Genomic DNA, 23192 nt, shown 5'->3' with positions numbered 1-23192 from the left:
GCTTCTTGCAGGAATCTCTTAAGAAACATGAAAACCGTCCGGTACGCGCGGCTCTCTCAGGGCCTCACAGCTTCCTCAGCGCCACTTCCTCGATCAGATGGTTGGCGCCCTTGCGCAGGATGAGGTCGGCCCGAGCCCTGGTCGGCAGGATGTTCTCGCGCAGGTTCTTCAGGTTGATATTGGCCCACAACCCCTCGGCGATGGCGCGCGCAGCATCCTTGGAGAGCTGCGAATAGCGGTGGAAGAAGGAGTGCGGATTGCGGAAGGCGGTTTCGCGCAGCCGCATGAAACGCTGGATGTACCACTGATGGATCAGCTTCTCGTCGGCATCGATATAGATGGCGAAATCGAAGAAGTCGGACAGGAACGGCACGATCTTGCCGTCCTTCGGCAGCTTGCCCGGCTGCAGCACGTTGATGCCTTCGAAGATCAGGATGTCCGGCCGGTCGATGGTGACGAACTCGCCCGGAATGACGTCATAGGTAAGGTGCGAATAGATCGGCGCGCGGACATCGCGCTGCCCCGACTTGATTCCGGACAGAAACCTCAGCAGCGCGCCGACGTCGTAGCTCTCCGGAAAGCCCTTGCGCTCCATCAGATTGTCGCGGCGCAGGATCTCGTTGGGCAACAGGAAGCCGTCGGTGGTGATGAGGTCGACCTTCGGGCTCGACGGCCAGCGCGCCAGAAGTTCCTTCAGCACGCGCGCCGTGGTCGACTTGCCGACCGCGACCGAGCCGGCGATGCCGATGATGAACGGCGTCTTGACCACGTCCTGCGCCTTGAAGAAGGCCTGGCGCTGCCGGTAGAGAAGTTGGCTCGCCTCGACATGCGCCGAAAGCAGGCGGGAAAGCGACAGGTAGATGCGCTTGACCTCTTCGAGGTCGACCGGGTCGTTGAGCGAGCGCAGCCGGTCGATCTCGTCCCCGGTGAGCGTCAGTGGCGTGTCGGCGCGGAACTGCGACCATTGCTCGGCGGAGAAGAATCGAAACGGGGAGTACTTCTCGGTCGGAGCCAGCTGGTCCATCGGGTTTCCTGCCCTCCTCGCCGTCAGCCCCGGGCCATCAACCGCGAGGCCGGGACGCCTTTTCGGCGATGCCCGAGCGGCCGGCGCGGCCCTCGAGCTCCTTCAGCACATCGTCCAGCGGAATGCCCGCTATGCCGAGGACGACCAGCCAATGATACAGAAGATCGGCGCTTTCCGAAACGAGGCCCTGGCGGTCGCCGCGGATGGCGGCGATCACCGCTTCCACAGCCTCCTCGCCGAGCTTCTGCGCCGCCTTGTCCATGCCCTTGGCGAACAGCTTCGCCGTCCACGAGTCCGGGTCGCCGGAATGAGCGCGTTGGTGGATGATCTGTTCCAGTTCGGCGAGCGAAAAGTCTGCCATAACAGTTATTTATGCCCCATGGGCAACCGAGTCCAGTCGCATCGGCAGGCCGGCCTTGGCCAAATGCGCCTTGGCTTGGGCGATCGTGTAGGTGCCGAAATGGAAGATTGAGGCGGCAAGCACGGCGCCGGCATGGCCGTCGCGGATGCCTTCGACGAGGTGATCGAGCGTGCCGACGCCGCCCGAGGCGATCACCGGCACGCGCACGGCGTCGGCGATCGCCCGGGTGAGCGCAATGTCGTAGCCCGCCTTGGTGCCGTCGCGGTCCATCGAGGTCAAAAGAATCTCGCCGGCGCCGCGCTCCACCATGCGCCTGGCGAAGTCGACCGCGTCGATGCCCGTCTTCTCGCGCCCGCCATGGGTGAAGATCTCCCAGCGGTCAGCCTCGCCTTGCGCCGACACCTTCTTGGCGTCGATCGCCACGACGATGCACTGGTTGCCGAACTTGTCGGCCGCTTCCGCGACGAAATCCGGGTTCTTCACCGCCGCCGTGTTGATCGACACCTTGTCGGCGCCGGCCAGAAGCAGCTTGCGGATGTCGGCGACCTGGCGCACGCCGCCGCCAACGGTGAGCGGCATGAAGCACTGCTCGGCCGTCCTGGCGACCACGTCGAAGATCGTCTCGCGGTTGTCCGACGACGCGGTGATGTCGAGGAAGCAGAGCTCGTCGGCGCCGGCCGCGTCATAGGCCTTGGCGGCCTCGACCGGGTCGCCGGCATCGACGAGATCGACGAAATTGACGCCCTTAACGACGCGGCCATTCTTGACGTCGAGGCAAGGGATGACGCGGACCTTGAGCATCACTTGCCTTCCAGCGTCGAGAGCAGGTCGACCACCAGCTCGCCGACCAGCGGCGGCACGTCGCCCTTCGGATCGAAGGCCGGATCGTAGGCAGAAACGGTCAGCCCGGCGATGCTGAGTGGCCCGGCGAGGCCGCACATGGCGGTGCGCACCTGCTCCGGCGCCGGACCGCCGGGCGTGGTGTAGCGGTTGGCCTGCAGCTTCTCGGGGTCGTGCACGTCGAGGTCGACATGCATATGCACCCGGTTTGCCCCGTCGACCTTCAGCCGTTGCGCAGCAGCCTTCCAGTCCGGGCATTCGGTTCGGATGATCGGCAGCTTTTCCAGCAGTTCCTTTTCCGCGCTGTCGAGGTCGCGCGCGTTGACCAGGACGCAGCGCGACGGGTCGACCGGCTTGAAGCCCGGGATCTGCGCCGCCATCGCTCGCCAGCAGAGGCCCAGCACGGCCGCCAGCGCCATGCCGTCGAGAAAGCCCGTCATGGTGGTTTCCGGCGTGTTGAGGTCGCCATGCTGGTCGGCCCAGATGATGGCGTCGGCGCCGGCGCCGGCCACCGCGCCGGCGGCGGTCAGGCAGTTGCCGGCCAGAACGATCGGAAACCGCTTCTTGTCCAGCGCCATGCGGACTTCGCCCGAAACTGCGTTGCAGACGGCAAATCCGGTGCCGATCTCGCGCTCGTCTTCGTCCTCGACCACCTTGCCGATATCGTTCACCTCGACATCGTGGCCGGCGAGCTTCAGCGCTTCGGCCAGCCCGCCCGAGATCAGCGCGTCCGGGCCCTGGCCGCAGCCGCTGTGGAAATGGCCGCTGTCATAGGATGCCAGGATGATCGAAATGTTCACTATTCTGCCTCCGCCCGCTCGCCGCGCAGGATCGCCAGCGCCTCGGCGGGGTCGATACGTCCATCATATAGGGCGCGGCCGGAGATCGCGCCTTCGAGTTTTTGCGCATCGGGCATGGTCATGCGCACGATGTCGGCGATCGAGGCTAGCCCGCCGGATGCGATCACCGGAATGGACACCGCCTCGGCGAGGCTGATCGTCGAATCCCAGTTGATGCCGGAAAGCACGCCGTCGCGGTCGATGTCGGTGTAGATGATGGCGGCCACACCCGCGCCCTCGAATTTCTTGGCCAGCTCGATGACGCCGAGCTCGGAGGCCTCGGCCCAGCCTTCGACCGCGACCTTGCCGCCCTTGGCGTCGATGCCGACGGCGACCTTGCCGGGAAAAGACTTGCAGGCTTGCTTGACCAGCTCCGGCTCGCGCACCGCGATCGTGCCCAAAATGACGCGGGCGAGGCCGCGGTCCAGCCAGTCTTCGATCTGCGGCAGGGTGCGGATGCCGCCGCCGAGCTGCACCGGGTTCTTCGTCGCCTTGAGGATGGCGCCGACCGCCGCCGAATTGACGCTTTGGCCCTTGAAGGCGCCGTTGAGGTCCACGACATGCAGCCACTCGAAGCCTTGATCCTCGAAGGCCTCGGCCTGCGCGGCGGGATCGTCATTGTAGATGGTCGCGGTGGCCATGTCGCCGTGCTTCAGGCGCACGCATTGGCCGTCCTTGAGATCGATCGCTGGAAACAGGATCATGGATCAGGCGCCCTCGACGATGACGAAATGACCGGTCGATGCGGCGAGCCGGAACTTCGAGGCATGCTGATATTCAGGCGAATGATAGCATTCGACCGCCTTGTCGTAGGATTCGAACTCGACCAGCACGTGCCGGTTGCCGGTTGCTCCTTCCGGACTCTCGTAGCGGCCCGCGCGGACCGGGAACTTCGCGCCGTGTTTCGCGAAGGCGACGGCATTCGCTTCGATATACTGCTTGTAGACATCCGGGTCGCGGACATTGATCATCGCCATCCAATAGCCCTTTTTGCTCATGTCAGGGCCTCCATTTCAGGAAGTTGGTGATCAAGGCGAGGCCGAGCGCCTGGCTCTTCTCGGGATGGAACTGCGTGCCGGCGAGGTTGTCGCGCGCAACCGCCGCCGTCACCGCGCCGCCATAGTCGGTCGTCGCCACGATCTCAGCCGGGTTCTTCGCGTCCAGATGATAGGAATGGACGAAATAGGCGTGCAGCCCCTTAGGGCCGGTCTCGATGCCGGAAAACAGCGGGTGCTTGCGTTGAAGTTCGATCGTGTTCCAGCCGATCTGCGGGATCTTCAGCGCCGGATCGGAGGGTTGGATCTCCTTGACGTCGCCGGCGATCCAGCCGAGGCCCTTGGTGACGGTCTTCTCCAACCCGCGTTGCGACATCAGCTGCATGCCGACGCAGATACCGAGGAACGGCCGCCCCTTGGCGATTGCCGCTTCCTCCACCGCCTCCCACATGCCTGATACCGCATGCAGGCCGGCGGCGCAGTCGGCATAGGCGCCGACGCCCGGCAGCACGATGCGGTCTGCGGAACGCACCCGCTCGGCGTCCGCCGTCAGCTCGATCGTCGCGGCAAGGCCTGCCTCATGCGCGGCGCGCTCGAAGGCCTTGGTGGCCGAGCGCAGATTGCCCGAGCCGTAGTCGATGATGGCTACCCGCATGTCAGGGCCTTCCAGGCGTATGGGTCAGGCCGAGCGCCATGCCTGTCTGCGGCGGACGGGCCTGCGATGCATCCGGTACGATGCGCGGCAGAGCCGGCTGCTCCTCGCTCTCCTTGCCGGCTTCCAGCGCGTGGCGCGTCTCGGCGTCGGCGAGATTGCCGGCCTCGACCACGCCCCATTCGCGCCAGCCGCGCCGGCGCAGCGAAGCGATGCGCAAGGCCTGGCCTTCGAAGCCTATATAGAGAGAGACCAGCAGCGACAGCAGCGATCCGGCCCATTCGAGCCCGAGTCTCTCGCCGGCCACCGACAGGATCGCCATGACGGCGAAGGTCAGGGCCGCCTCGATCCACAGCCGGTGCCAGGCGAGCCAGAGCGGCGCGACCAGGAAGCCCAGCCAGGTGAAGCTGTCGCGCACGAAACTTGCGTCCTCGACTTTGTCGCCGGCCGGCGGCGCCATCACGACGTAGATCGCCATAGGGCTATCCTTTCAGGGATCCCTTGGTGGACGGCACCGCGTCGGGCTGGCGCGGATCGGGCTCCAATGCCGCGCGCAAGCTGCGCGCCACCGCCTTGAAGCATGTTTCGGCGATGTGATGGTTGTTGGCGCCGTAGTGGTTGGTCACATGCAGCGTGATGCCGGCATTCTGCGCCAGCGCCTGGAAGAATTCGCGCACCAGCTCGGTGTCGAACGTGCCGATCTTCGGCGACGAGAAGGCCACGTTCCAGACCAGGAACGGCCGGCCGGAAACGTCGATCGCCGCCCTGGTCAGCGTCTCGTCCATGGCAAGCTCGATCGAGGCGTAGCGCATGATGCCGCGCCGCTCGCCCAGCGCCTTGCTCAGCGCCTGGCCGATCGCGATGCCGGTGTCCTCGACCGTGTGGTGGTCGTCGATGTGCAGGTCGCCCTTGGCTTTGACCGTCATATCGATCAGCGAATGCCGCGACAGCTGGTCGAGCATATGGTCGAAAAAGCCGACGCCGGTCGAAATGGCGGATTTTCCCTTGCCGTCGACATGGACCGAGACCGAAATCTCGGTTTCCTTGGTCTTGCGGCTGACTTCGGCCGAACGCGTCATCCCATTGTCCTTGTTGCCCCGTTCGGAGGCACCGGGGCTTGAAAACGAAAGCCTTCTATCAGCATGATCCGGCGATTGCCAGTTGCCATTCCGGCCGCTATCGGCCCGGGCCGCGGGCGGTTTGCAATCCTTGGCCCTATGCATACATATGGCCGATCAAACTCACTCGTACCGCGCCAATCGCCTTTTTCAAGGGATAGCGCGCATCGGAGCTCAAATGTCGAATGAACTCACCATGCACGCCACGACCATCATCAGCGTGCGCAAGGGCAACAAGGTCGTGATCGCCGGCGACGGCCAGGTCAGCCTCGGCCAGACGATCATGAAGGGCAACGCCCGTAAGGTGCGCCGCATCGGCAAGGGCGGCAGCGTCATTGCCGGCTTCGCCGGCGCCACCGCCGACGCCTTCACCTTGCTCGAGCGGCTCGAAGCCAAGCTCGAACAATATCCGGACCAGTTGACGCGCGCCTGTGTCGAGCTCGCCAAGGATTGGCGTACCGATCGCTATCTGCGCCGTTTGGAAGCCATGATGCTGGTCGCCGACAAGTCGGTCTCGCTGGCGCTGACAGGCAATGGCGACGTGCTGGAACCCGAGCATGGCGTCATGGCCATCGGTTCCGGCGGCAATTACGCGCTGGCCGCGGCCCGCGCGCTGATCGACACCGACAAGGACGCCGAGGAGATCGCCCGCAAGGCCATGCAGATCGCGTCCGACATCTGCGTCTACACCAACAACAATTTTGTTGTCGAAACGCTCGATGCCGCTTGAACGACCATGATCCCGAATCGAAGGACCGCGAAAGCGAAAAGTGGCCGCCGGTTCTCGGACAAGATCATGCTCAATCAGGAACAGGCCGACCATGATCCCAAAAAATGGGAACCGGTTTTTGGACGAGATCATGGTCGAACAGGAACATAGCTACGGTTTTCGGCCGGTCACGGAAAAGGACCTGCCGATGATCGCCAAGTGGCTGCGCGAGCCGCATGTCGCTCAATGGTGGGACGATCCGGACAAGGAGATTGCCGAGATCCGCGAGCATATGGATTCGGTCTCGGTGGAGCCGCTGATCGTCGAGCTCGACGGCAGGCCGATCGCCTATTTGCACAGCTATGATCCGCATATGGAGGACGACCATCCCTATGCCGACCAGCCCTTCGGCACGCTGGGCATCGACCTCACGATCGGCCCGCCGGAGCTGGTCGGTGTCGGCCATGGCTCGGCCATCGTGCGCCAGTTCGTCCAGGAACTGTTCGAAGAGGGCGCGCCGCGCGTCATCATCGATCCGCATGCCGACAATGGCCGTGCCATTCGCGCCTATGAGAAGGCCGGCTTCAAGCCGATCGGCCGCAGGCATTCGCAATATGGGGACGTCGTGCTGATGGCTGTCGATGCGGCCGAGGACGACGAACATCTGGGGGACTGAGGCAATGACTGCATCCGGAGAGGACAAGACGCTTTCGGCCTATGAAGACAGCTGGCGCATGGGCCTGCTGCTCGCGCTCGCCCTGATCATCTTCCAGGCGGGCGCCTTGTACGGCATGGGCCACCCGCCGATCTGCACCTGCGGCTACGTCAAGCTCTGGCACGGCGTGGTCAACAGCTCGGAGAACTCCCAGCACATCGCCGACTGGTACACCTTCTCGCACATCATCCACGGCTTCCTGTTCTATGCGCTGGCGCTGTTCCAGCGCTCGCCGGTGGGCCTAAGGCTCGCCTTCGCCGTCCTCATCGAAGGCGGCTGGGAGATCCTTGAGAACAGTCCCTTCATCATCGAGCGCTACCGCGCCGGCACCATCTCGCTCAGCTATTACGGCGATTCGATCATCAACTCGGTGTCCGACACGCTGTTCATGGCGCTGGGATTTGTGATGGCGCGAAAGCTACCTATATGGGTGATCGTGGCCCTGGCGCTCATCTTCGAGCTCGGCACGGGTTATATCGTCCGGGACAATCTGACGCTCAACGTGATCATGCTGCTGCATCCGTTCGAGTTTATCAGGCAGTGGCAAAGTGGAATTTGAGTGATATGAGCACCTTTTCTCCCCGCGAAATCGTTTCGGAACTCGACCGCTTCATCATCGGCCAGAAGGACGCCAAGCGCGCCGTGGCCATCGCCTTGCGCAACCGCTGGCGCCGCCAGCAGCTGGAAGGCCAGATGCGCGAAGAGGTGATGCCGAAGAACATCCTGATGATCGGCCCGACCGGCGTCGGCAAGACCGAGATATCGCGCCGCCTGGCGCGGCTCGCCGGCGCCCCGTTCGTCAAGGTCGAGGCAACCAAATTCACCGAGGTCGGCTATGTCGGCCGCGACGTCGAGCAGATTGTGCGCGACCTCGTCGAGGTCGCCATCGGCCTGACGCGCGAGAAGATGCGCGAGGACGTTACCGCGCGCGCCCAGATCAATGCCGAGGAACGCGTGCTGGAAGCCCTCGTAGGCAAGACGGCGAGCCCGGCGACCCGCGACTCCTTCCGCAAGAAGCTGCGCGACGGCGAGCTCGACGACAAGGAGATCGAGATCGAGGTGGCCGACACCGGCACCGGCGGCATGCCCGGCTTCGAGATCCCCGGCATGCCGGGCGCCAATGTCGGCGTGCTCAACATCAACGACATGCTCTCGAAGGCGATGGGCGGCCGCAAGACCAAGACCCGCAAGACCACGGTGCGCGATTCCTACGCGCTGCTGGTCAACGACGAGTCCGACAAGCTGCTCGACCAGGACGAGGTCGTGCGCCGGGCGCTGGAATCGGCCGAGAATGACGGCATCGTCTTCCTCGACGAGATCGACAAGATCGCCGCCAGGAGCGACGTTTCCGGCGGTCCGTCGCGCGAAGGCGTGCAGCGCGACCTGCTGCCGCTGGTCGAAGGCACCACGGTCGCGACCAAGTACGGGCCGATCAAGACCGACCATATATTGTTCATCGCTTCCGGCGCCTTCCACGTCTCCAAGCCGTCGGACCTGCTGCCCGAGCTTCAGGGCCGCCTGCCGATCCGTGTCGAGCTGCGCGCGCTGGAGAAGGCGGATTTCATCCGCATCCTCACCGAGACGGAGGCCAGCCTCATCAAGCAGTATATCGCGCTGATGAAGACCGAAGGCGTCGAGCTGACCTTCACCGACGACGCCATCGATTCGCTCGCCGGCATCGCCGTCGATCTCAACGCCAGCGTCGAGAATATCGGCGCGCGGCGCCTGCAGACGGTGATGGAGCGCGTGCTGGACGAGATCTCCTACGACGCGCCGGACCGGCACGGCACGACGGTCACCATCGACGCCGGCTATGTCGAGAAGCAAGTCGGCGATCTGTCGCGCAACACCGACCTGTCGCGCTTCATCCTTTGAGCTCTATCGGGGGTTCAGGCTGGCCTTGGTGCCAGCCTGAAACGCCCTTCCCAATCCAAGGTGTGGCCAAATGGAAGCATCTGGTCACGATTTTTGAGGGCAGCTCGAAGCCTTCTCTCGACTCTCCCATGCGCTTTACCTAGTTTGCCGCGCATTCGAAAGCGGCGGCGTATGAAGAAACTTATCCTGCTTTTTCTCGGCATGGCCTTGGCGGCGGCGGTGGCAACAGCCGACGCTGCCACCATCGTGCCTCCAGGCAACCGCAACAGCGTGCAGCCGGATATTCCAGGCGCCTCCAGCCGGCGCACCCAGGCCACCAACACAACCTTCCAGGCCAAGTACCGCAAGGTCTACGCGCTCTTGCAGAACGATGCCGAATTGCGGGGCAAGATCAGGAAGGTGGCGGCGGCATACGGCATCGACCCAATGCATATCGTCGGCGCCATCGTCGGCGAGCACACCTACAATGTCGACGCCTACGATCGGCTGCAGACCTACTACGTCAAGGCGATCTCCTACCTGTCGAGCAAGCTCTCCTTCGCCTATCACGGCGAGGACATCTCGGATTTCATCCGGCGGCCGGAATTCAAGAAATGCGCCGGCGCGGGCGACAGCTACGACCTTTGGGAATGCCGCGAGCAGGTCTGGAACCACTCGTTCCGCGGCAAGACGGTGGGCGGCGAGGACTTCCCCAACGACCGCTTCGGCGCCACCTTCTTCCAGCCCTATTATGCCGGCCAGACCTTCGGCCTCGGCCAGTTGAACCCGCTGACCGCGCTGCAGATGAGCGATCTCGTGCACAAGGTCTCCGGCCTGCCGAAGCTCGACGTCGATGATCCCAACACTGTCTACAAGACCATCATGGACCCCGACCTGACGCTGCCTTACGTCGCCGCGACCATCAGGAAGTCGATCGACGCCTATAGCAGCATCGCCGGCTTCGACATCTCGCATAATCCGGGCCTGACCGCGACGCTCTACAATGTCGGCAATCCCGAACAGCGCGCCTATGCGCTGAAGGCCGAGAATGAAAAGCGCCGCGCCGCCGGACAACCGGAAAAGCTGCCCGAGGAGAACTATTACGGCTGGCTGGTCAACGACAAGCTGGATGAGCTGAAGGCGCTGTTTTAGAGCGCTTAGGCTGAGGTCCTCTACCTTCCCCTTGTAGTAGGCCAACGCAGCGTCGCGGCAACCCTCCTAGAAGAGTAGCCTCACGCCGCCAGCAGCGACTTCAGCTTGACCGCTTGCGAGCCGAGCGCCTCTGGCGCCGGGCTCGCCTGCCTGGCGACCAGCATTTCCGCCAGGCGGATGTCGCGCGCCACCGCATTGCCGGGGCCGATGCCGCTGGCGGCGACCAGCCTGCCGTCCTGCGCCAAATGGAACAGGATGAAGGCGCCGTCGTCGAGGTCGCGCCGCACGGTGCTCTTGCCTTCGTCGGATAGCCCGGCGATCTGCAGGGTCAGCCCGTACTGATCCGACCAGAACCACGGCACGGCCGCATGCGCTTCACCGGCGCCCAGCATGTTCTTCGCGGCTAAGGCGCCCTGTTCCTGCGCGTTGCGCCAGGCTTCGAGGCGCACGCGCCGGCCGCCATAGACGGCGAGCGGGAACGAGCAGCAATCGCCGGCGGCGAAGACATCCGGATCGGCGGTGCGCAATTGCTCATCAACCGCGATGCCGTTGTCGATCGCCAGCCCCGCCTCGGCGGCAAGCACGGTCACCGGCACGGCGCCGATGCCGATCACCGCGAGATCGGCGACGATCGTCTGTCCGCCGGCCAGCGTGATGGCGACTTCCTTGCCGTCATCGGCGATCGCAGCGAGCCCTTGTCCGGTGCGGATCGCAACGCCCTCGGCCTCATGCGCTTTGTGGATCACCTCGGCGATCTCGGCCGGCACGCCGCGCATCAGGATGCGCGGCTGCGCCTCGATGACGCTGACGGCAGCGCCGAGCTTGCGCGCCGAGGCTGCCAGTTCCAGCCCGATGAACCCGCCGCCGATGATGGCGACACGGTTTCCGGTGCGGAGATGGGCGCGGATGGCGAGCGCGTCGTTGAAGGTCCTGAGATAGACGCAGCGGCCCCCAAGCCCCGGCATCGGCAGCTGGCGCGGCACGGACCCGGTCGCCAGCAAAAGCTTTTCATATGGCAGGGAAGATCCGTCCGACAGCTGCACGACATGCGCGGCGCGATCGATCGCGACGGCCCGGACGGAATGGATATGCCGGATCGCGCGTTCGGCGAACAGCTCGTCGCTGGCGATCGCCTTGATGGCCGGTGCCTCGCCGGTCATGGCTTCCTTAGACAGCGGCGGCCGCTCATAGGGCAGATGCGGCTCGTCGCCGACCAGCGTCACCGGCCCGTCATAGCCGAGATCGCGCAGGGCAAGCGCGGCGCGCCCGCCGCATTCGCCTGCTCCGATGATCACCATCCCCGCCTGCATGGTCTCACCCGATCTGGATCAGCACTTTTCCGGCATCGACCTTGACCGGATAGGTCTTCAAATTGACGCAAACCGGCGCGCCGCGCGCGTCGCCGGTCTTGTAGTTGAAGCGGCCATTGTGCTTCGGGCACTCGATGATGTCGTCCATCACCAGCCCGTCGGCCAGATGCACCTTTTCATGCGTGCACAAGCCGTCTGTCGCGAAATACTCGTCGTCCGGGCTGCGGTAGATGGCGAAGGTGCGGCCGGCATGGTCGAACCGCATCACGTCCTCTTCGTCGATGTCTCCGGCCGCGCAGGCCTCGACCCAGTCGTTCATCTTGTTCTCCGCGAAAAAAATGGGTTGGTTAGGCACTTCGGCAGCTCATTCGGCCGCGGCCGGCACCGGATTGTTATCGTTGTGCAATTCTTCCCTGTAGGGCTTCGCCGTCGGCGGCAGCGCGCGCTTGAGGAAATAATCCTCGTTGCGCAGCTGGCGCAGGAAGGCCGGGATCATCTCGCGATAGCCGGCCAGGATCGATGGCGTCGGCGCCGGCAGGTCGTGCTTAATCATCTCATGCAGCTTCGGCAGCGCGTGGTAGGGCACCATCGGGAACATGTGATGCTCCACATGGTAGTTCATGTTCCAGTAGATGAAGCGGCTGACCGAGTTCATGTAGACGGTGCGGCTGTTGAGCCGATGGTCGACGACGTTGTCGGCGAGGCCGCCATGCTGCAGCAGGCCGGTCATCACGTGATGCCAGGCGCCATAGAGGCGGGGCAGGCCGATCAGCATCAGCGGCAGCCAGGAATGCAGGGAGAGAGCCAAGGCGATGCTCGCGATGTAGATGACGAGCCAGATGCGAGCCACGCGGATCGCCTTCGGCTGTTCCGGTTCGGGAATGAAGGTCTTTTCCGCGGGGCTGATGATTCCGGCGGCATTGCGCACCATGTCGGTCATCGCATGCCAGGCATCGAGGATGCCGAAGAAGTTCAGCACCACGCGCAAAAGGTCCGGCGGGCGCATGACGGCGATTTCCGGGTCGCGGCCGACGATGATGGTGTCGGTGTGGTGGCGCGTATGGCTCCAGCGCCAGGTCACCGGGTTGCGCATGATCATGAAGCAGGCGAGCTGGTAGACGGCGTCGTTCATCCACTGCGTGCGGAAGGCCGTGCCGTGGCCGCACTCGTGCCAGCGGGAATCGGTCGAGGAGCCGTAGAGCGTGCCGTAGACGAAGAAGAACGGCACGCACCACCAGCTGCCCCAGAACCAGATGCCGCCCGCGCCGCTGACGACGAGAGCGGCCAGCCAGATGATGGTGTCGCGGATCGCCGGCTGGTCCGAGCGCTGCATCAGCTCCTTCATCTGCTTGCGCGGGATCTCGGTGTGGTACCACTCGGCCGCGGCGAGCCCGGTCTCGACCGCGAGCCTGGCATCTCGCCCGGTCAGGCTGTAGTCGCGCGGCGGCGCCGCCGAAGACGTGATTGCCGTCATTGAGGTTCCTCCGCCAGCGCCTTGGCGACCGCCCTAATCCTGCGGGGCTCGCGCATCGCTGACTTTCGACTTCAGCATAGCCCCCAGGCCTGATAGTCTCAACATCAAGAAGATAGTTTCTATCATTTCCTATCAGATTTGGATATATGCTGAGTAGGACAAGCGAGGAAGCATTCATGGCAAAGCGGCCGACCATTACCGATCTCGCGCGCGTCTCCGGCGTCAGCGTCGCCACCGTCGACCGGGTGCTGAACAGCCGCCTGCCGGTGCGCGAGGAGACGGCGCGCCGGGTCTACGAGGCCGCCACCGAGATCGGCTACCACGCGGCGGGGCTGATCAAGCAGCGCATGCGCCAGGAATTGCCGGAATATAGGCTTGGCTTCCTGCTGCTCAGGGGCAATGACGTCTTCTACGGCGATTTCGCCCGGGAGCTCGAGCTGGCGGTCGCGCAGTCGCAGCGTTTCCGCGGCGTTGCGACGGTCGATTTCGCCGCCTCGCTGGCGCCCGACGAGATCGCCGCCCAGATGCGCAGCCTTGCAGCCAAGTCGAGAGCCATCGCCGTCGTCGGCCCTGATCATCCGACGCTGACGGCGGTCGTGGAGACGCTGAAGGGGAGGGGGCAGCCGGTCTTCTCGCTGCTGTCGGATTTTGCCGCCGGCGTCCGCGAGGGCTATGTCGGGCTCGACAATCGCAAGGTCGGGCGCAGCGCTGCCTGGATGATCGCCAAGGCCGCTAGGAAGCCCGGCAAGGTGGCACTCTTCGTCGGCAGCCACCGTTTCCACGGCCATGAGTTGCGCGAGATCGGCTTCCGCTCATTCTTTCGCGAGCACGCGCCGGACTTCACCGTGATGGAGACGCTGGTCAACCTCGAGGCCAATGACGTGACGCACGACGCCATGCTCGACCTCTTGGCGCGCCATCCCGATCTCGCCGGCTGCTACGTCGCCGGTGGCGGCATGGAGGGCGCGGTCTCGGCGCTGCGGACGGCAAAGCCGGCCGAGATGCCGATCGCCATCTGCAACGAGATCAACGCCGCCTCGCGTGCGGCGCTTGCCGACAACATCCTCACCATGGTGATCTCGACGCCGCTCGCGGCGCTCTGCCGGGAGCTCGTCGGGCTGATGGCCCATGCCATCGAAAGCGGCGCCGCCAATGCGCCCGGGCAGACCTTCCTGCCTTTCGACATCTATCTGCCGGAAAACATATAGGCGTTCACACTGATGTAGCGCGCGTGAAAGAATCTGTCAGACTGATGGATTCTTTCATCGCGGTTCGTTCGGACTCGAGCGCAAATTTCGGAGGTCTTTGGTCCTTCGTCACGCCGATAGTGATCGAAAAACCGGCCGCCCCGATCGGAATCGCCCTTGACGTTTCCGAAACGAAATGGAATAAATATTTCACTAACTAGGCTTTTTGGTTCTTTCGTTCCGGAGCGTCTGTTCGAACGGAGGAAGAGGCGTTCCGATCGAATGGGCGACGCCGCATGGCCGCAGGGAGAGATTCCCCGGGCAAACCGGGGATTCCGGTTCAATGGGTGCAGCCGGACACCAAGTGGAGGAGAATAAAATGAAGAAACTTCTTTTGGGCGTCGCGCTTTCGGCGCTGATGTGTTCATCCGCCTTCGCCGCCAAGATCGGCGTTTCGATGGCTCTTTTCGACGACAACTTCCTCACCGTGCTGCGCAACGGCATGATTGCGCAGGCCAAGGGCATGAGCGGCGTGGAGCTGCAGGTCGAGGACGCGCAGAACGACGTCGCCAAGCAGCTCGACCAGATCAAGAACTTCGCCGCCTCGGGCGTCGACGCCATCATCGTCAACCCGGTCGACACCTCGGCCACGCAGGCGATGTCGGACGCTGCCGCCGCCGCCAAGATCCCGCTGGTCTATGTCAACCGCCAGCCGGTCAATGTCGACACGCTGCCCGACAACCAGGCGTTCGTCGCTTCCAACGAGGCCGAATCCGGCACGCTCGAGACCAAGGAAGCCTGCCGCCTGTTCAAGGAAGCCGGCAAGAAGGAAGCCAATGTCTATGTGATCATGGGCGAGCTCTCCAACCAGGCCGCGGTGCAGCGCACCAAGGACATCGAGGAAGTGATCGCCACGCCGGACTGCAACTTCATCAAGATCATCGACAAGCAGACCTCGAACTGGAAGCGCGACGAAGCGCAGAACCTGATGACCAACTGGCTGTCGTCGGGCAAGCCGTTCGACGGCGTCATCGCCAACAATGACGAAAGCGCGATCGGCGCCATCCAGGCGATGAAGGCCGCCAACATCGACATGAAGTCGGTCGTCGTCGGCGGCGTCGACGCCACCCAGGATGCGCTGGCCGCGATGCAGGCGGGCGACCTCGACGTGACAGTCTTCCAGGACGCGGCCGGCCAGGGCGCCGGCGCGCTCGACGCCGCGCTGAAGCTCGCCAAGGGCGAAAAGGTGGAACACAAGGTCTATATCCCGTTCCAGCTCGTCACCCCTGCGAACATCGACAAGTTCTTGAAGAAGAACTGAGCCGCGCCCGCTCAATTCCGGGAAATCACGCAGCGATTTCCGTATGGGATTGCGAGAACGAACGCGGAGTGGTGCCGCGACGCATCGGACTGGCTGAAATCGGCTGCTGACGAAGCGGCGCCGCTCTGTTCCTCTCCCGCCCGACTGGGCGGGAGAACGGGCGCGGTCATTCGGAGGAAGAAGACGTGTCACAGACATCGCATGGCATTGGCGGGCTGAGCTACGACGCCAGGAAGCGCCCATGGCCGGCCGAGTTCAACGTGTTCCTGGCGCTCGTCATCCTGGTCGGCGCCTTCGAGCTGATCGGCCGCGTCTTCCTCGGCGACAGCTTCCTGTTCAACACCCGCGAGAACGTCTCCGGACTCTTCAACGAGCAGCGCCTGCAGATCATCATCCTGCAGGTGTCGATCGTCGGCATCATCGCAATCGGCGTAACCCAGGTCATCATCTGCGGCGGCATCGACCTGTCCTCCGGGTCGATCGTCGGCGCCACCGCCATGATCGCCATGAGTTTTGCGCAGGTTGCGACCGTCAACGGGAATCCCAATCCCAAGGCGATGTTCATCAATTTTGGCTGGACCGACCTGCCGGTCATCGTGCCGCTCCTGGTCGCGATCGGCTGCGGCCTGATCGCCGGCCTGATCAATGGCTTCCTCATCGCCTACACGCGCATTCCACCTTTCATCGCCACGCTCGGCATGATGGTCACGGCGCGTGGCATCGCCAAATGGTGGTCGAAGGGCCAGCCGATCTCGTTCCCGACCGAAAGTTTCGCGGCCATCGGCAAGGGTTTGATGCCCGTCGTTATCTTCATCTCGCTGGCGATCCTGTTCCAGCTCATTTTGACCTACACGAAATACGGCAAGCACTGCTACGCCATCGGCTCAAACGAGGATGCCGCTCGCATGTCCGGCATCAAGATCGCCAACCATAAGGTGCTGGTCTATGCCATCGCCGGTATCTTGGCGGCGATCGCCGCGGTGGTGCTGTCTTCCAAGAACCTCACCGCCCAGGCCGGCATGGGGGTCATGTACGAGCTCGACGCCATCGCCATGGCGGTCATCGGCGGCGTTTCGCTGTCGGGCGGCCGCGGCTCGATCATCGGCACCGTGATCGGCTCGCTGATCTTCGGCGTCATCATTTCCGGCTTCACCTTCCTGCGCCTCGATGCCTATTATCAGGAGATGGTCAAGGGCGTGATCATCGTCGGTGCGGTCGTTCTCGATCAATGGCGCCAGCGCCGCCGCGCGATAGGAGCTTGACCATGTCGGACATCGTTCTGAAGACTGAAAACCTCACCAAGCATTATGGCGGCGTGCACGCGCTGCAGGAGGCGAATTTCGAGCTGCGCAAGGGCGAGCATGTCGCCATCATGGGCGACAACGGCGCCGGCAAGTCGACCTTCGTGCGCCAGATCACCGGCGTCGAGCAGCGCACCAGTGGCAAGATCTGGTTCGACGGCAAGGAGGTGAACTTCACCGGCCCGATCGAGGCGCGCGAGGCCGGCATCGAGACCGTGTTCCAGAACCTCGCTTTGGCCGACGATCTCGACGTGCCGTCGAACCTGTTTCTCGGCCGCGAGAAGGTGCTGTTCAACCTCGGCCCCTTCTCCATCCTCGACCGCAAGGCAATGCGCAAGGCGACGGAGGCAGCGCTTGTCCGCACGGCGGTGAAGATCCCTAACCTTTCCAGCACCATCCGTCATATGTCGGGCGGCCAGCGCCAGTGCGTTGCGATCGCCAGGACCGCCACCTTCGCCTCCAAGCTGATCATTATGGACGAGCCGACGGCGGCGCTCGGCGTGCAGGAGACCGCGCAGGTCGAAAACATCATCCGCACGCTGAAGGCAAACGGCGAGCCGCTGATCCTGGTCAGCCACAATATGCGCCAGGTGTTCGACCTTTGCGACCGCATCGTCGTCTTCCGCCGCGGCAAGATCGTCGCCAACCTGCGCAAGCAGGACACCGATGGCAACGACATCGTCGCCTACATCACAGGCGCCAAGACCGGACAGGCAGAGCTTCAGGCCGCCTGACGGGCGTCATCACGGGATCCAACCAATCTTCCGCGCCGACAGGCGCGGATATGCCTATAAAACCCCACCTCGAAGGACATTCCATGACACTCCGCTTCGCTCTCCTCGGCGCCGGCCGTATCGGCAAGGTGCATGCCCGCGCCGTTGCCTCCAACCCGCAGGCCAAGCTGGTGGCCGTGGCCGACGCCTTCGAGAAAGCGGCGACGGAGCTGGCCTCCGCCTATGGCGCGGAAGTCCGCACCATCGATGCCATCGAGAAGGCCAAGGACATCGATGCCGTCATCATCTGCACCCCGACCGACACCCATGCCGACCTGATCGAGCGCTTCGCCAAGGCCGGCAAGGCGATTTTCTGCGAAAAGCCGATCGACCTCTCGGTCGAACGCGTCGAAAAATGCCTGGCGGTGGTCGAAAAGACCGGCGCCACGCTGATGGTCGGCTTCAACCGCCGCTTCGATCCGCATTTCGCCGCCGTGCGCAAGGCGATCGACGAGGGCGCCATCGGCACAGTCGAGATGGTCACCATCACGTCGCGCGATCCAGGCGCCCCGCCGCTCGACTACATCGCCCGCTCCGGCGGCATTTTTCGCGACATGACTATCCACGATTTCGACATGGCCCGCTTCCTGCTCGGTGAAGAACCGGTTGCGGTCAGCGCCCACGCTTCAGTGCTGGTCGACAAGAAGATCGGCGAAGCCGGCGATTTCGACTCGGTCAGCGTCATCCTCGAAACCGCCTCCGGCAAGCAGGCCGTCATCTCCAACTCGCGCCGCGCCACGTATGGCTACGACCAGCGCATCGAGGTGCATGGCTCCAAAGGCATGGTCGCGGCCGAGAACCAGCGCCCGGTGTCGATCGAGCTCGCCAACGACAAGGGCTACACCCGCCCGCCGCTGCACGACTTCTTCATGACCCGCTACATCGACGCCTATGCCAACGAGATCGCCTCTTTCATCACCGCTGCCACCGCGGGCAAGAAGGCGGCGCCGAGCGGCAAGGATGGTCTCGTTGCGCTGAAGCTGGCCGACGCGGCTTTGGAGTCGGCGAAAACGGGGAAGACCGTCCGCGTCGATTGAAATTTGAATACGGATCGAGGAGCAGAGCGATGAACGGTTTGGCCGGTCGCAATTCAGAAACGCGCGCCATTGTCACCGGCGGCGCACAGGGCATCGGCTTCGCGGTTGCGGAAGCCCTGGCCGACGAGGGCTGCCGCGCGCTGGCGCTGGTCGGCCGCTCGCAGGAGAAAGGCGACAGAGCGGTCGCGGCGCTGAAGAAGCACGGCGTCGACGCCATCTTCATCAGCGCCGATGTCGCCAAGGTCGCCGACTGCAAGCGCGCCGTCGAGACGGCGATCAAGCATTTCGGAACGCTGAATGCGCTGGTCAACGCCGCCGCCACGTCCGCGCGCGGCTCGCTGGTGGAGACCACGGAGGAACTGTTCGACCAGATCTTCGACACCAATGTGCGCGGCCCCTTCTTCCTGATGCAGGGCCTTGTCGCGCATCTCCTGGAGCGCAGGGCTCCGGGCTCGATCGTCAACGTGCTCTCGATGTCGGCGCATGCCGGCCAGTCGTTCCTGACGCCCTATTCGACCAGCAAGGGCGCGCTGATGACGCTGACCAAGAATGTCGCGAGCGCCTATCGGAAGAACCGCATCCGCTGCAACGCCGTGCTGCCCGGCTGGATGGACACCGAGGGCGAGGCGATCGTGCAGAAGAAATGGCACGACGCGCCCGACGACTGGCTGGCAAAGGCCGAGGCCGCACAGCCGATGGGCCAGTTGGTCAAGCCGGCCCAGCTCGCGCGGCTGATCACCTATATGCTGAGCCCCCAGGCCGGCGTCATGACCGGCTCGCTGGTCGATTACGACCAGAACATTGCCGGCGTGGTCGGGGAGTAGAGCGATTCCAGGAAAAGTGTGAAGCGGTTTTCCGTTCGGAATTGCGTCAAACGAGACACGTGACAAGCGCTTCGGCATCGACTATATGGGCCGGATGATCCACCTGACCGCCTCGTTTTGGTACTTTAGCTACGGTAGCTCGCTGGCGGCGGGAGGATTGCGCTCGATCTGAAAATTCCAGATCAAAAATCCGACAAGCCGCCAGACCTGGCGGCTTTTTTGTTTCAGCCGGCAGGTCTCCTAACCAGGAGCAGAAAGCCGTGTTGACCACCACAGACGACCTTCGGGTCAAGGAACTCAAAGTCCTGAGCACGCCGGACGAGGTGATGCGCGAGATACCGCGCTCGCTCACGGCGACGCGCACCGTTGCCGCCTCGCGCAACGCCATCCATTCCATCCTGACCGGGGCCGACGATCGACTGGTGGTCATCGTCGGCCCTTGTTCCATCCACGATCCGGTCGCCGCCGTGGACTACGCCAGCCGTCTGGCGGCGCTGCGCGAGGCCCTGGCAGACCGGCTCGAGATCGTCATGCGCGTCTATTTTGAGAAGCCGCGCACCACGGTCGGCTGGAAGGGTTTGATCAACGATCCCGACCTCGACGGCAGCTTCAACATCGACAAGGGCTTGCGCATGGCGCGCAACGTTTTGTCGGCCGTCAACAATCTCGGCCTGCCGGCGGCGACCGAATTCCTCGACATGACAACGCCGCAATACATCGCCGACCTCGTCGCCTGGGGCGCCATCGGCGCGCGCACCACCGAGAGCCAGATCCATCGCGAACTGGCCTCGGGTCTGTCCTGCCCGGTCGGCTTCAAAAACGGCACCGACGGCAATCTCAGGATCGCCGGCGAAGCGGTGAAGTCGGCTGCTCAGCCGCACCATTTCATGGCGGTCACCAAGGGCGGCCGCAGCGCGATCGCCGCGACCACCGGCAATGAGGACTGCCATGTCATTCTGCGCGGCGGCATTCAGCCGAATTACGATGCCGCGAGCGTCGACGCCGCCGCCGCCGAGCTCGGCCGCATCGGTGTGACGCCGCGGCTGATGATCGATGTCAGCCATGCCAACAGCGCCAAGAAGCCGGAGAACCAGCCCAAGGTCGCGCATGATGTGGCGGGCCAGGTCGCGGCGGGCGACGAGCGCATCATCGGCGTCATGATCGAGAGCAACCTCGTCGCCGGCCGCCAGGACGTTGTGCCCGGCAAGCCGCTCGTCTACGGCCAGAGCATCACTGACGGCTGCATCGACTGGGCGACCACCGAGACCGTGCTGCACGGCCTTGCCGGCGCCGCCGAATGGCGCCGGTCGGTCAAGCGCGAAATGCTTGCGACCCGTCAGGGCGCGGCATAAGCCGGATGGAGAGGGCGGCGGTCACGCCGCCCTCAAGCCTTCCCAGGCCGTGAATATCGAAACGGCAAACAAAAGCAGCCCGGCGCCGCGCCCGGCCAGGATGGTCGCTCTCGGATTGTCGACCAGCAGCCCCCGGCTGCGGCCGGCGGTGACGGCGAGCCCGCCATAGATCGCCGCCTGCGTGGCGACCGTCAGCAATCCCATGATGGTCGCCTGCATCCAGATCGGGCCGTAAGCCGGCTTCAGGAATTGCGGATAGACGGCAAGGATGAAGAGATAGGCCTTGGGATTGATCAGGCAGGTGACAAGGCCTCGGCGGAACGCCTTCCAGGCCGAGCGGCTGCCCGCGGGCCCGTCATCGCCGACGGTGATCGAGCTGCGCATCAGCGAAATGCCGATATAGGCCATATAGGCGGCGCCGGCGACCAGCAGCGGCGTGAACAGCACCGGCACGAAATGCATGAGCAACCCGACGTCGATCGCTCCGTTCAGCGTGTGCACCGCGCCGCCCAGCATGATGCCGGCGGTCGCCGCCAGACCCCGATGGCTGCCGCCGGTCAGCGCATTGGCCAGCACGAACAGCATGTCCATGCCCGGAACGGCGATGATGCCGAACAGAAGCACGAAGAACAGCCAGAGGTTTTCGGCATAGCTCATGTCAGTTGCCTGTCGCCTCGCTCGCAGGACGAAAAGGAATCTCTTGATTTTTGAAGCGCGTAGGCCGCTCATATAGGTCACGCCAACTGACGGGGATGTGTCAGTTGCGTTTCGTTCAGGTGGAAAAATGCGCAAGGCCTCGCGCCTGTTCGAGATCATCCAGATCCTGCGTCTGGCCAGGAAACCGGTGACGGCGGCGACGATCGCAGAGCGGCTGGAGGTGACCGTGCGCTCGGTCTATCGCGACATTGCGGCGCTTCAGGCGATGCGCGTGCCGATCGAGGGCGAGCGCGGCATCGGCTATATCCTGCGGCCCGGCTTCGACTTGCCTCCGCTGATGTTTTCCATCGAGGAAATGGAAGCGATCGTGCTGTCCTTGGCGCTGCTCGAACGCACCGGCGACGACGAGCTCAAGCAGGCGGCAAAACGCGTCGGAGCCAAGATCGCCGGCGCGGTGCCGCCGCCCTTGCGGCAGACCCTGGATGCCAATGCGCTGCACGCCTGGGGTTTTGCCGCCCCTACCGCTTCCGCCGTCGACCTCGCGCTGGTCCGCCGCGCCATCCGCGACGAGGAGAAGCTAAGCCTCTCCTATCGCGACGAAGCGGGGCGGGCGACGAACCGCATCATCCGCCCGGTCGCGCTGATCTATTATGCCGAGACCGCCAACATCGTCGCCTGGTGCGAGTTGCGCCGGGCCATCCGCAATTTCCGCAGCGAACGCATCGAGGACTGCCGGCCGGCGGGCCTGTGGTTCAAAGGCGAGGGCGACCGGCTGCGGCAGGTCTGGGTCGACGGCTGGGAGATCAACGCCGCGGTCGCCGCCGGCAATTGACGCGATGCCAGGCTCAGCGATCCTGCACGCTCGACGTGAACGTCAAGGCACGGTGCCGCGGCAGGCCCAGGCGACATTGGCGAAGGATCGCGCGCCGTCGGGCCTGCCGGCCTGATAGGCATCGCGCACGGCGGCCTCGACGCGCTTCTGCTCGGCCGCGTCCAGCGTGGTCATGTATCTGCCGAGCGGGCCTTCTCCGGCGCCGATCGGTGCCCAGAGGTCGTCGAAATCCGAGTAGTCCATCCGGATCATCAGCTCGGCTTCGGTGACGTCGACGAGACCCTGCTCGACAAAGGTCCGTTTCATCTCGCCCGGCTGCATCATCGGCTGGAAGCAATAGCGGCTGCGCATCTGGCGCCCGCTTTCACTGAGCGCCGCGATGGTGTCGATCATCATGCGCATGCCGGCCATGCCGCCGTAATGATCCCAGACCACCGCCGCGACCACGCCGCCCGGCCGCACCACGCGGCGCATCTCGGCCACCGCCTTGGCCGCCTCCGGCACGAAGTGCAGCACCAGCAGCGCCAATGCCCGGTCGAACGCATTGTCCGGGAACGGCAGCGCGGTGGCGTCCGCCTGGCTGATGGTGACACGCGGATCGGTGTTCCTCTCCTTCGCCGCCATAACGAAAACCGGCGAGAAGTCGATGGCATGGATCTCGGCGAGGTCACCGGATTTCGCCAGCTCGAAGGTCAGGCTGCCGGTGCCGCAGCCGACGTCGAGGATCTTCTCGCCGCCGCGCAGGCCGGCAAAGTCGATGAATTTCGGCGCGAGCCTGCGGCTCCAGCGTCCCATCAGTTGCTCGTAGCCGGATGCTGCATGGACGGTGAAGGTGGACGTCATCGAAGCCTCCCACTCATGAGCG

27 protein-coding genes are annotated in these 23192 nt (G+C 64.2%); 13 read left to right on the top strand and 14 right to left on the bottom strand.

Annotation, left to right across the window (positions count from 1 at the left end; genetic code table 11):
* Nucleotides 1-64: 64 nt before the first annotated feature.
* From coaA to hisB, 9 genes are read right to left on the bottom strand one after another with little or no spacing between them, the layout of a single operon-like run.
* A complete protein-coding gene (gene coaA, locus FJW06_RS17970; protein WP_140753561.1) occupies nucleotides 65-1024 on the bottom strand; it encodes a type I pantothenate kinase in 960 nt (319 codons plus the stop codon).
* Between the two features lie 37 nt (nucleotides 1025-1061).
* Nucleotides 1062-1385, bottom strand: coding sequence for a phosphoribosyl-ATP diphosphatase (locus tag FJW06_RS17965; protein WP_140753560.1), 324 nt, complete (start codon nucleotides 1383-1385; stop codon nucleotides 1062-1064).
* Nucleotides 1386-1394: 9 nt separating this feature from the next.
* Nucleotides 1395-2189, bottom strand: coding sequence for an imidazole glycerol phosphate synthase subunit HisF (gene hisF, locus FJW06_RS17960; RefSeq protein ID WP_181178395.1), 795 nt, complete (start codon nucleotides 2187-2189; stop codon nucleotides 1395-1397).
* Nucleotides 2186-3025: an arginase family protein gene (locus FJW06_RS17955; protein ID WP_140753558.1), complete on the bottom strand. Its 840-nt coding sequence runs from the start codon at nucleotides 3023-3025 to the stop codon at nucleotides 2186-2188. Before FJW06_RS17955 ends, hisF begins: the two co-directional genes overlap by 4 nt.
* Nucleotides 3025-3768, bottom strand: a complete 744-nt coding sequence (gene hisA, locus FJW06_RS17950; RefSeq protein WP_140753557.1) for a 1-(5-phosphoribosyl)-5-[(5-phosphoribosylamino)methylideneamino]imidazole-4-carboxamide isomerase — start codon at nucleotides 3766-3768, stop codon at nucleotides 3025-3027. Before hisA ends, FJW06_RS17955 begins: the two co-directional genes overlap by 1 nt.
* A 3-nt stretch (nucleotides 3769-3771) precedes the next feature.
* Nucleotides 3772-4062, bottom strand: a complete 291-nt coding sequence (locus tag FJW06_RS17945; protein WP_140753556.1) for a DUF1330 domain-containing protein — start codon at nucleotides 4060-4062, stop codon at nucleotides 3772-3774.
* Between the two features lies 1 nt (nucleotide 4063).
* Nucleotides 4064-4714: an imidazole glycerol phosphate synthase subunit HisH gene (hisH, locus tag FJW06_RS17940; RefSeq protein ID WP_140753555.1), complete on the bottom strand. Its 651-nt coding sequence runs from the start codon at nucleotides 4712-4714 to the stop codon at nucleotides 4064-4066.
* A gap of 1 nt (nucleotide 4715) precedes the next feature.
* Nucleotides 4716-5189: a DUF2628 domain-containing protein gene (locus tag FJW06_RS17935; protein ID WP_140753554.1), complete on the bottom strand. Its 474-nt coding sequence runs from the start codon at nucleotides 5187-5189 to the stop codon at nucleotides 4716-4718.
* Nucleotides 5190-5193: 4 nt separating this feature from the next.
* Nucleotides 5194-5790 carry an imidazoleglycerol-phosphate dehydratase HisB gene (hisB, locus tag FJW06_RS17930; protein ID WP_140753553.1) on the bottom strand — a complete coding sequence of 199 codons (597 nt, stop codon included), beginning with the start codon at nucleotides 5788-5790 and terminating at the stop codon, nucleotides 5194-5196.
* A gap of 217 nt (nucleotides 5791-6007) precedes the next feature.
* On the opposite strand from hisB, the gene hslV reads away from it, so the two are divergent.
* From hslV to FJW06_RS17905, 5 genes are all read left to right on the top strand, one after another.
* Entirely contained in the window at nucleotides 6008-6559 is a 552-nt protein-coding gene (gene hslV / locus FJW06_RS17925; RefSeq protein ID WP_040986886.1) for an ATP-dependent protease subunit HslV, read from the top strand.
* A gap of 130 nt (nucleotides 6560-6689) precedes the next feature.
* Nucleotides 6690-7214: a GNAT family N-acetyltransferase gene (locus FJW06_RS17920; RefSeq protein ID WP_140753552.1), complete on the top strand. Its 525-nt coding sequence runs from the start codon at nucleotides 6690-6692 to the stop codon at nucleotides 7212-7214.
* 4 nt (nucleotides 7215-7218) lie between these two features.
* Nucleotides 7219-7812 carry a DUF2585 domain-containing protein gene (locus FJW06_RS17915; RefSeq protein ID WP_140753551.1) on the top strand — a complete coding sequence of 198 codons (594 nt, stop codon included), beginning with the start codon at nucleotides 7219-7221 and terminating at the stop codon, nucleotides 7810-7812.
* A 5-nt stretch (nucleotides 7813-7817) separates the two neighbouring features.
* Nucleotides 7818-9128, top strand: coding sequence for an ATP-dependent protease ATPase subunit HslU (hslU, locus tag FJW06_RS17910; RefSeq protein WP_140753550.1), 1311 nt, complete (start codon nucleotides 7818-7820; stop codon nucleotides 9126-9128).
* 171 nt (nucleotides 9129-9299) lie between these two features.
* Nucleotides 9300-10259 (top strand): DUF1402 family protein, encoded by a 960-nt coding sequence (locus tag FJW06_RS17905; protein WP_140753549.1) that lies wholly within the window; start codon nucleotides 9300-9302, stop codon nucleotides 10257-10259.
* A gap of 80 nt (nucleotides 10260-10339) precedes the next feature.
* Here the strand turns inward: FJW06_RS17905 and FJW06_RS17900 are convergent, their stop codons facing one another.
* From FJW06_RS17900 to FJW06_RS17890, 3 genes are read right to left on the bottom strand one after another with little or no spacing between them, the layout of a single operon-like run.
* A complete protein-coding gene (locus FJW06_RS17900; protein WP_181178393.1) occupies nucleotides 10340-11557 on the bottom strand; it encodes an FAD-dependent oxidoreductase in 1218 nt (405 codons plus the stop codon).
* Nucleotides 11558-11573: 16 nt separating this feature from the next.
* Nucleotides 11574-11888 carry a MocE family 2Fe-2S type ferredoxin gene (locus FJW06_RS17895; RefSeq protein ID WP_140753547.1) on the bottom strand — a complete coding sequence of 105 codons (315 nt, stop codon included), beginning with the start codon at nucleotides 11886-11888 and terminating at the stop codon, nucleotides 11574-11576.
* Nucleotides 11889-11933: 45 nt separating this feature from the next.
* Nucleotides 11934-13043, bottom strand: coding sequence for a fatty acid desaturase family protein (locus FJW06_RS17890; protein WP_140753546.1), 1110 nt, complete (start codon nucleotides 13041-13043; stop codon nucleotides 11934-11936).
* Between the two features lie 176 nt (nucleotides 13044-13219).
* Between FJW06_RS17890 and FJW06_RS17885 the strand changes: the two genes are divergently transcribed.
* From FJW06_RS17885 to FJW06_RS17855, 7 genes are all read left to right on the top strand, one after another.
* Entirely contained in the window at nucleotides 13220-14251 is a 1032-nt protein-coding gene (locus tag FJW06_RS17885; RefSeq protein WP_140753545.1) for a LacI family DNA-binding transcriptional regulator, read from the top strand.
* Between the two features lie 358 nt (nucleotides 14252-14609).
* On the top strand, nucleotides 14610-15551 hold the full coding sequence (locus FJW06_RS17880; protein WP_140753544.1) for a sugar ABC transporter substrate-binding protein: 942 nt from the start codon (nucleotides 14610-14612) through the stop codon (nucleotides 15549-15551).
* A gap of 185 nt (nucleotides 15552-15736) precedes the next feature.
* Nucleotides 15737-16813: an ABC transporter permease gene (locus FJW06_RS17875; protein WP_140753543.1), complete on the top strand. Its 1077-nt coding sequence runs from the start codon at nucleotides 15737-15739 to the stop codon at nucleotides 16811-16813.
* A gap of 2 nt (nucleotides 16814-16815) precedes the next feature.
* Nucleotides 16816-17586 (top strand): ATP-binding cassette domain-containing protein, encoded by a 771-nt coding sequence (locus FJW06_RS17870; RefSeq protein WP_140753542.1) that lies wholly within the window; start codon nucleotides 16816-16818, stop codon nucleotides 17584-17586.
* Between the two features lie 83 nt (nucleotides 17587-17669).
* On the top strand, nucleotides 17670-18662 hold the full coding sequence (iolG, locus tag FJW06_RS17865) for an inositol 2-dehydrogenase (protein ID WP_140753541.1): 993 nt from the start codon (nucleotides 17670-17672) through the stop codon (nucleotides 18660-18662).
* 29 nt (nucleotides 18663-18691) lie between these two features.
* Nucleotides 18692-19486 (top strand): SDR family oxidoreductase, encoded by a 795-nt coding sequence (locus FJW06_RS17860; RefSeq protein ID WP_140753540.1) that lies wholly within the window; start codon nucleotides 18692-18694, stop codon nucleotides 19484-19486.
* 260 nt (nucleotides 19487-19746) lie between these two features.
* Entirely contained in the window at nucleotides 19747-20838 is a 1092-nt protein-coding gene (locus FJW06_RS17855) for a 3-deoxy-7-phosphoheptulonate synthase (RefSeq protein WP_140753539.1), read from the top strand.
* 21 nt (nucleotides 20839-20859) lie between these two features.
* On the opposite strand, the gene FJW06_RS17850 is transcribed toward FJW06_RS17855, so the two are convergent.
* Nucleotides 20860-21495, bottom strand: a complete 636-nt coding sequence (locus tag FJW06_RS17850) for a LysE family translocator (RefSeq protein WP_140753538.1) — start codon at nucleotides 21493-21495, stop codon at nucleotides 20860-20862.
* A 127-nt stretch (nucleotides 21496-21622) separates the two neighbouring features.
* Between FJW06_RS17850 and FJW06_RS17845 the strand changes: the two genes are divergently transcribed.
* Nucleotides 21623-22327, top strand: coding sequence for a YafY family protein (locus FJW06_RS17845; RefSeq protein WP_140753537.1), 705 nt, complete (start codon nucleotides 21623-21625; stop codon nucleotides 22325-22327).
* 42 nt (nucleotides 22328-22369) lie between these two features.
* Here the strand turns inward: FJW06_RS17845 and FJW06_RS17840 are convergent, their stop codons facing one another.
* Nucleotides 22370-23170: a class I SAM-dependent methyltransferase gene (locus FJW06_RS17840; protein WP_140753536.1), complete on the bottom strand. Its 801-nt coding sequence runs from the start codon at nucleotides 23168-23170 to the stop codon at nucleotides 22370-22372.
* Nucleotides 23171-23192 lie beyond the last annotated feature (22 nt).

Source organism: Mesorhizobium sp. B4-1-3, assembly GCF_006439355.1.
GTDB lineage: Bacteria > Pseudomonadota > Alphaproteobacteria > Rhizobiales > Rhizobiaceae > Mesorhizobium.
Note: the sequence above shows the minus strand (reverse complement) of the source record. Positions and strands in the feature narration are given on the sequence as shown.

Coding starts and splice junctions, on each gene's coding strand:
- FJW06_RS17870 (WP_140753542.1), top strand. CDS start 16,816: ATGTCGGACATCGTTCTGAAGACTGAAAACCTCACCAAGCATTATGGC.
- hisB (WP_140753553.1), bottom strand. CDS start 5,790: ATGACGCGTTCGGCCGAAGTCAGCCGCAAGACCAAGGAAACCGAGATT.
- FJW06_RS17860 (WP_140753540.1), top strand. CDS start 18,692: ATGAACGGTTTGGCCGGTCGCAATTCAGAAACGCGCGCCATTGTCACC.
- FJW06_RS17935 (WP_140753554.1), bottom strand. CDS start 5,189: ATGGCGATCTACGTCGTGATGGCGCCGCCGGCCGGCGACAAAGTCGAG.
- FJW06_RS17890 (WP_140753546.1), bottom strand. CDS start 13,043: ATGACGGCAATCACGTCTTCGGCGGCGCCGCCGCGCGACTACAGCCTG.
- coaA (WP_140753561.1), bottom strand. CDS start 1,024: ATGGACCAGCTGGCTCCGACCGAGAAGTACTCCCCGTTTCGATTCTTC.
- FJW06_RS17880 (WP_140753544.1), top strand. CDS start 14,610: ATGAAGAAACTTCTTTTGGGCGTCGCGCTTTCGGCGCTGATGTGTTCA.
- hslV (WP_040986886.1), top strand. CDS start 6,008: ATGTCGAATGAACTCACCATGCACGCCACGACCATCATCAGCGTGCGC.
- FJW06_RS17845 (WP_140753537.1), top strand. CDS start 21,623: ATGCGCAAGGCCTCGCGCCTGTTCGAGATCATCCAGATCCTGCGTCTG.
- FJW06_RS17850 (WP_140753538.1), bottom strand. CDS start 21,495: ATGAGCTATGCCGAAAACCTCTGGCTGTTCTTCGTGCTTCTGTTCGGC.
- FJW06_RS17905 (WP_140753549.1), top strand. CDS start 9,300: ATGAAGAAACTTATCCTGCTTTTTCTCGGCATGGCCTTGGCGGCGGCG.
- FJW06_RS17915 (WP_140753551.1), top strand. CDS start 7,219: ATGACTGCATCCGGAGAGGACAAGACGCTTTCGGCCTATGAAGACAGC.
- FJW06_RS17920 (WP_140753552.1), top strand. CDS start 6,690: ATGGTCGAACAGGAACATAGCTACGGTTTTCGGCCGGTCACGGAAAAG.
- FJW06_RS17900 (WP_181178393.1), bottom strand. CDS start 11,557: ATGGTGATCATCGGAGCAGGCGAATGCGGCGGGCGCGCCGCGCTTGCC.
- FJW06_RS17895 (WP_140753547.1), bottom strand. CDS start 11,888: ATGAACGACTGGGTCGAGGCCTGCGCGGCCGGAGACATCGACGAAGAG.
- hisA (WP_140753557.1), bottom strand. CDS start 3,768: ATGATCCTGTTTCCAGCGATCGATCTCAAGGACGGCCAATGCGTGCGC.
- FJW06_RS17945 (WP_140753556.1), bottom strand. CDS start 4,062: ATGAGCAAAAAGGGCTATTGGATGGCGATGATCAATGTCCGCGACCCG.
- hisH (WP_140753555.1), bottom strand. CDS start 4,714: ATGCGGGTAGCCATCATCGACTACGGCTCGGGCAATCTGCGCTCGGCC.
- FJW06_RS17840 (WP_140753536.1), bottom strand. CDS start 23,170: ATGACGTCCACCTTCACCGTCCATGCAGCATCCGGCTACGAGCAACTG.
- iolG (WP_140753541.1), top strand. CDS start 17,670: ATGACACTCCGCTTCGCTCTCCTCGGCGCCGGCCGTATCGGCAAGGTG.
- FJW06_RS17885 (WP_140753545.1), top strand. CDS start 13,220: ATGGCAAAGCGGCCGACCATTACCGATCTCGCGCGCGTCTCCGGCGTC.
- hslU (WP_140753550.1), top strand. CDS start 7,818: ATGAGCACCTTTTCTCCCCGCGAAATCGTTTCGGAACTCGACCGCTTC.
- FJW06_RS17965 (WP_140753560.1), bottom strand. CDS start 1,385: ATGGCAGACTTTTCGCTCGCCGAACTGGAACAGATCATCCACCAACGC.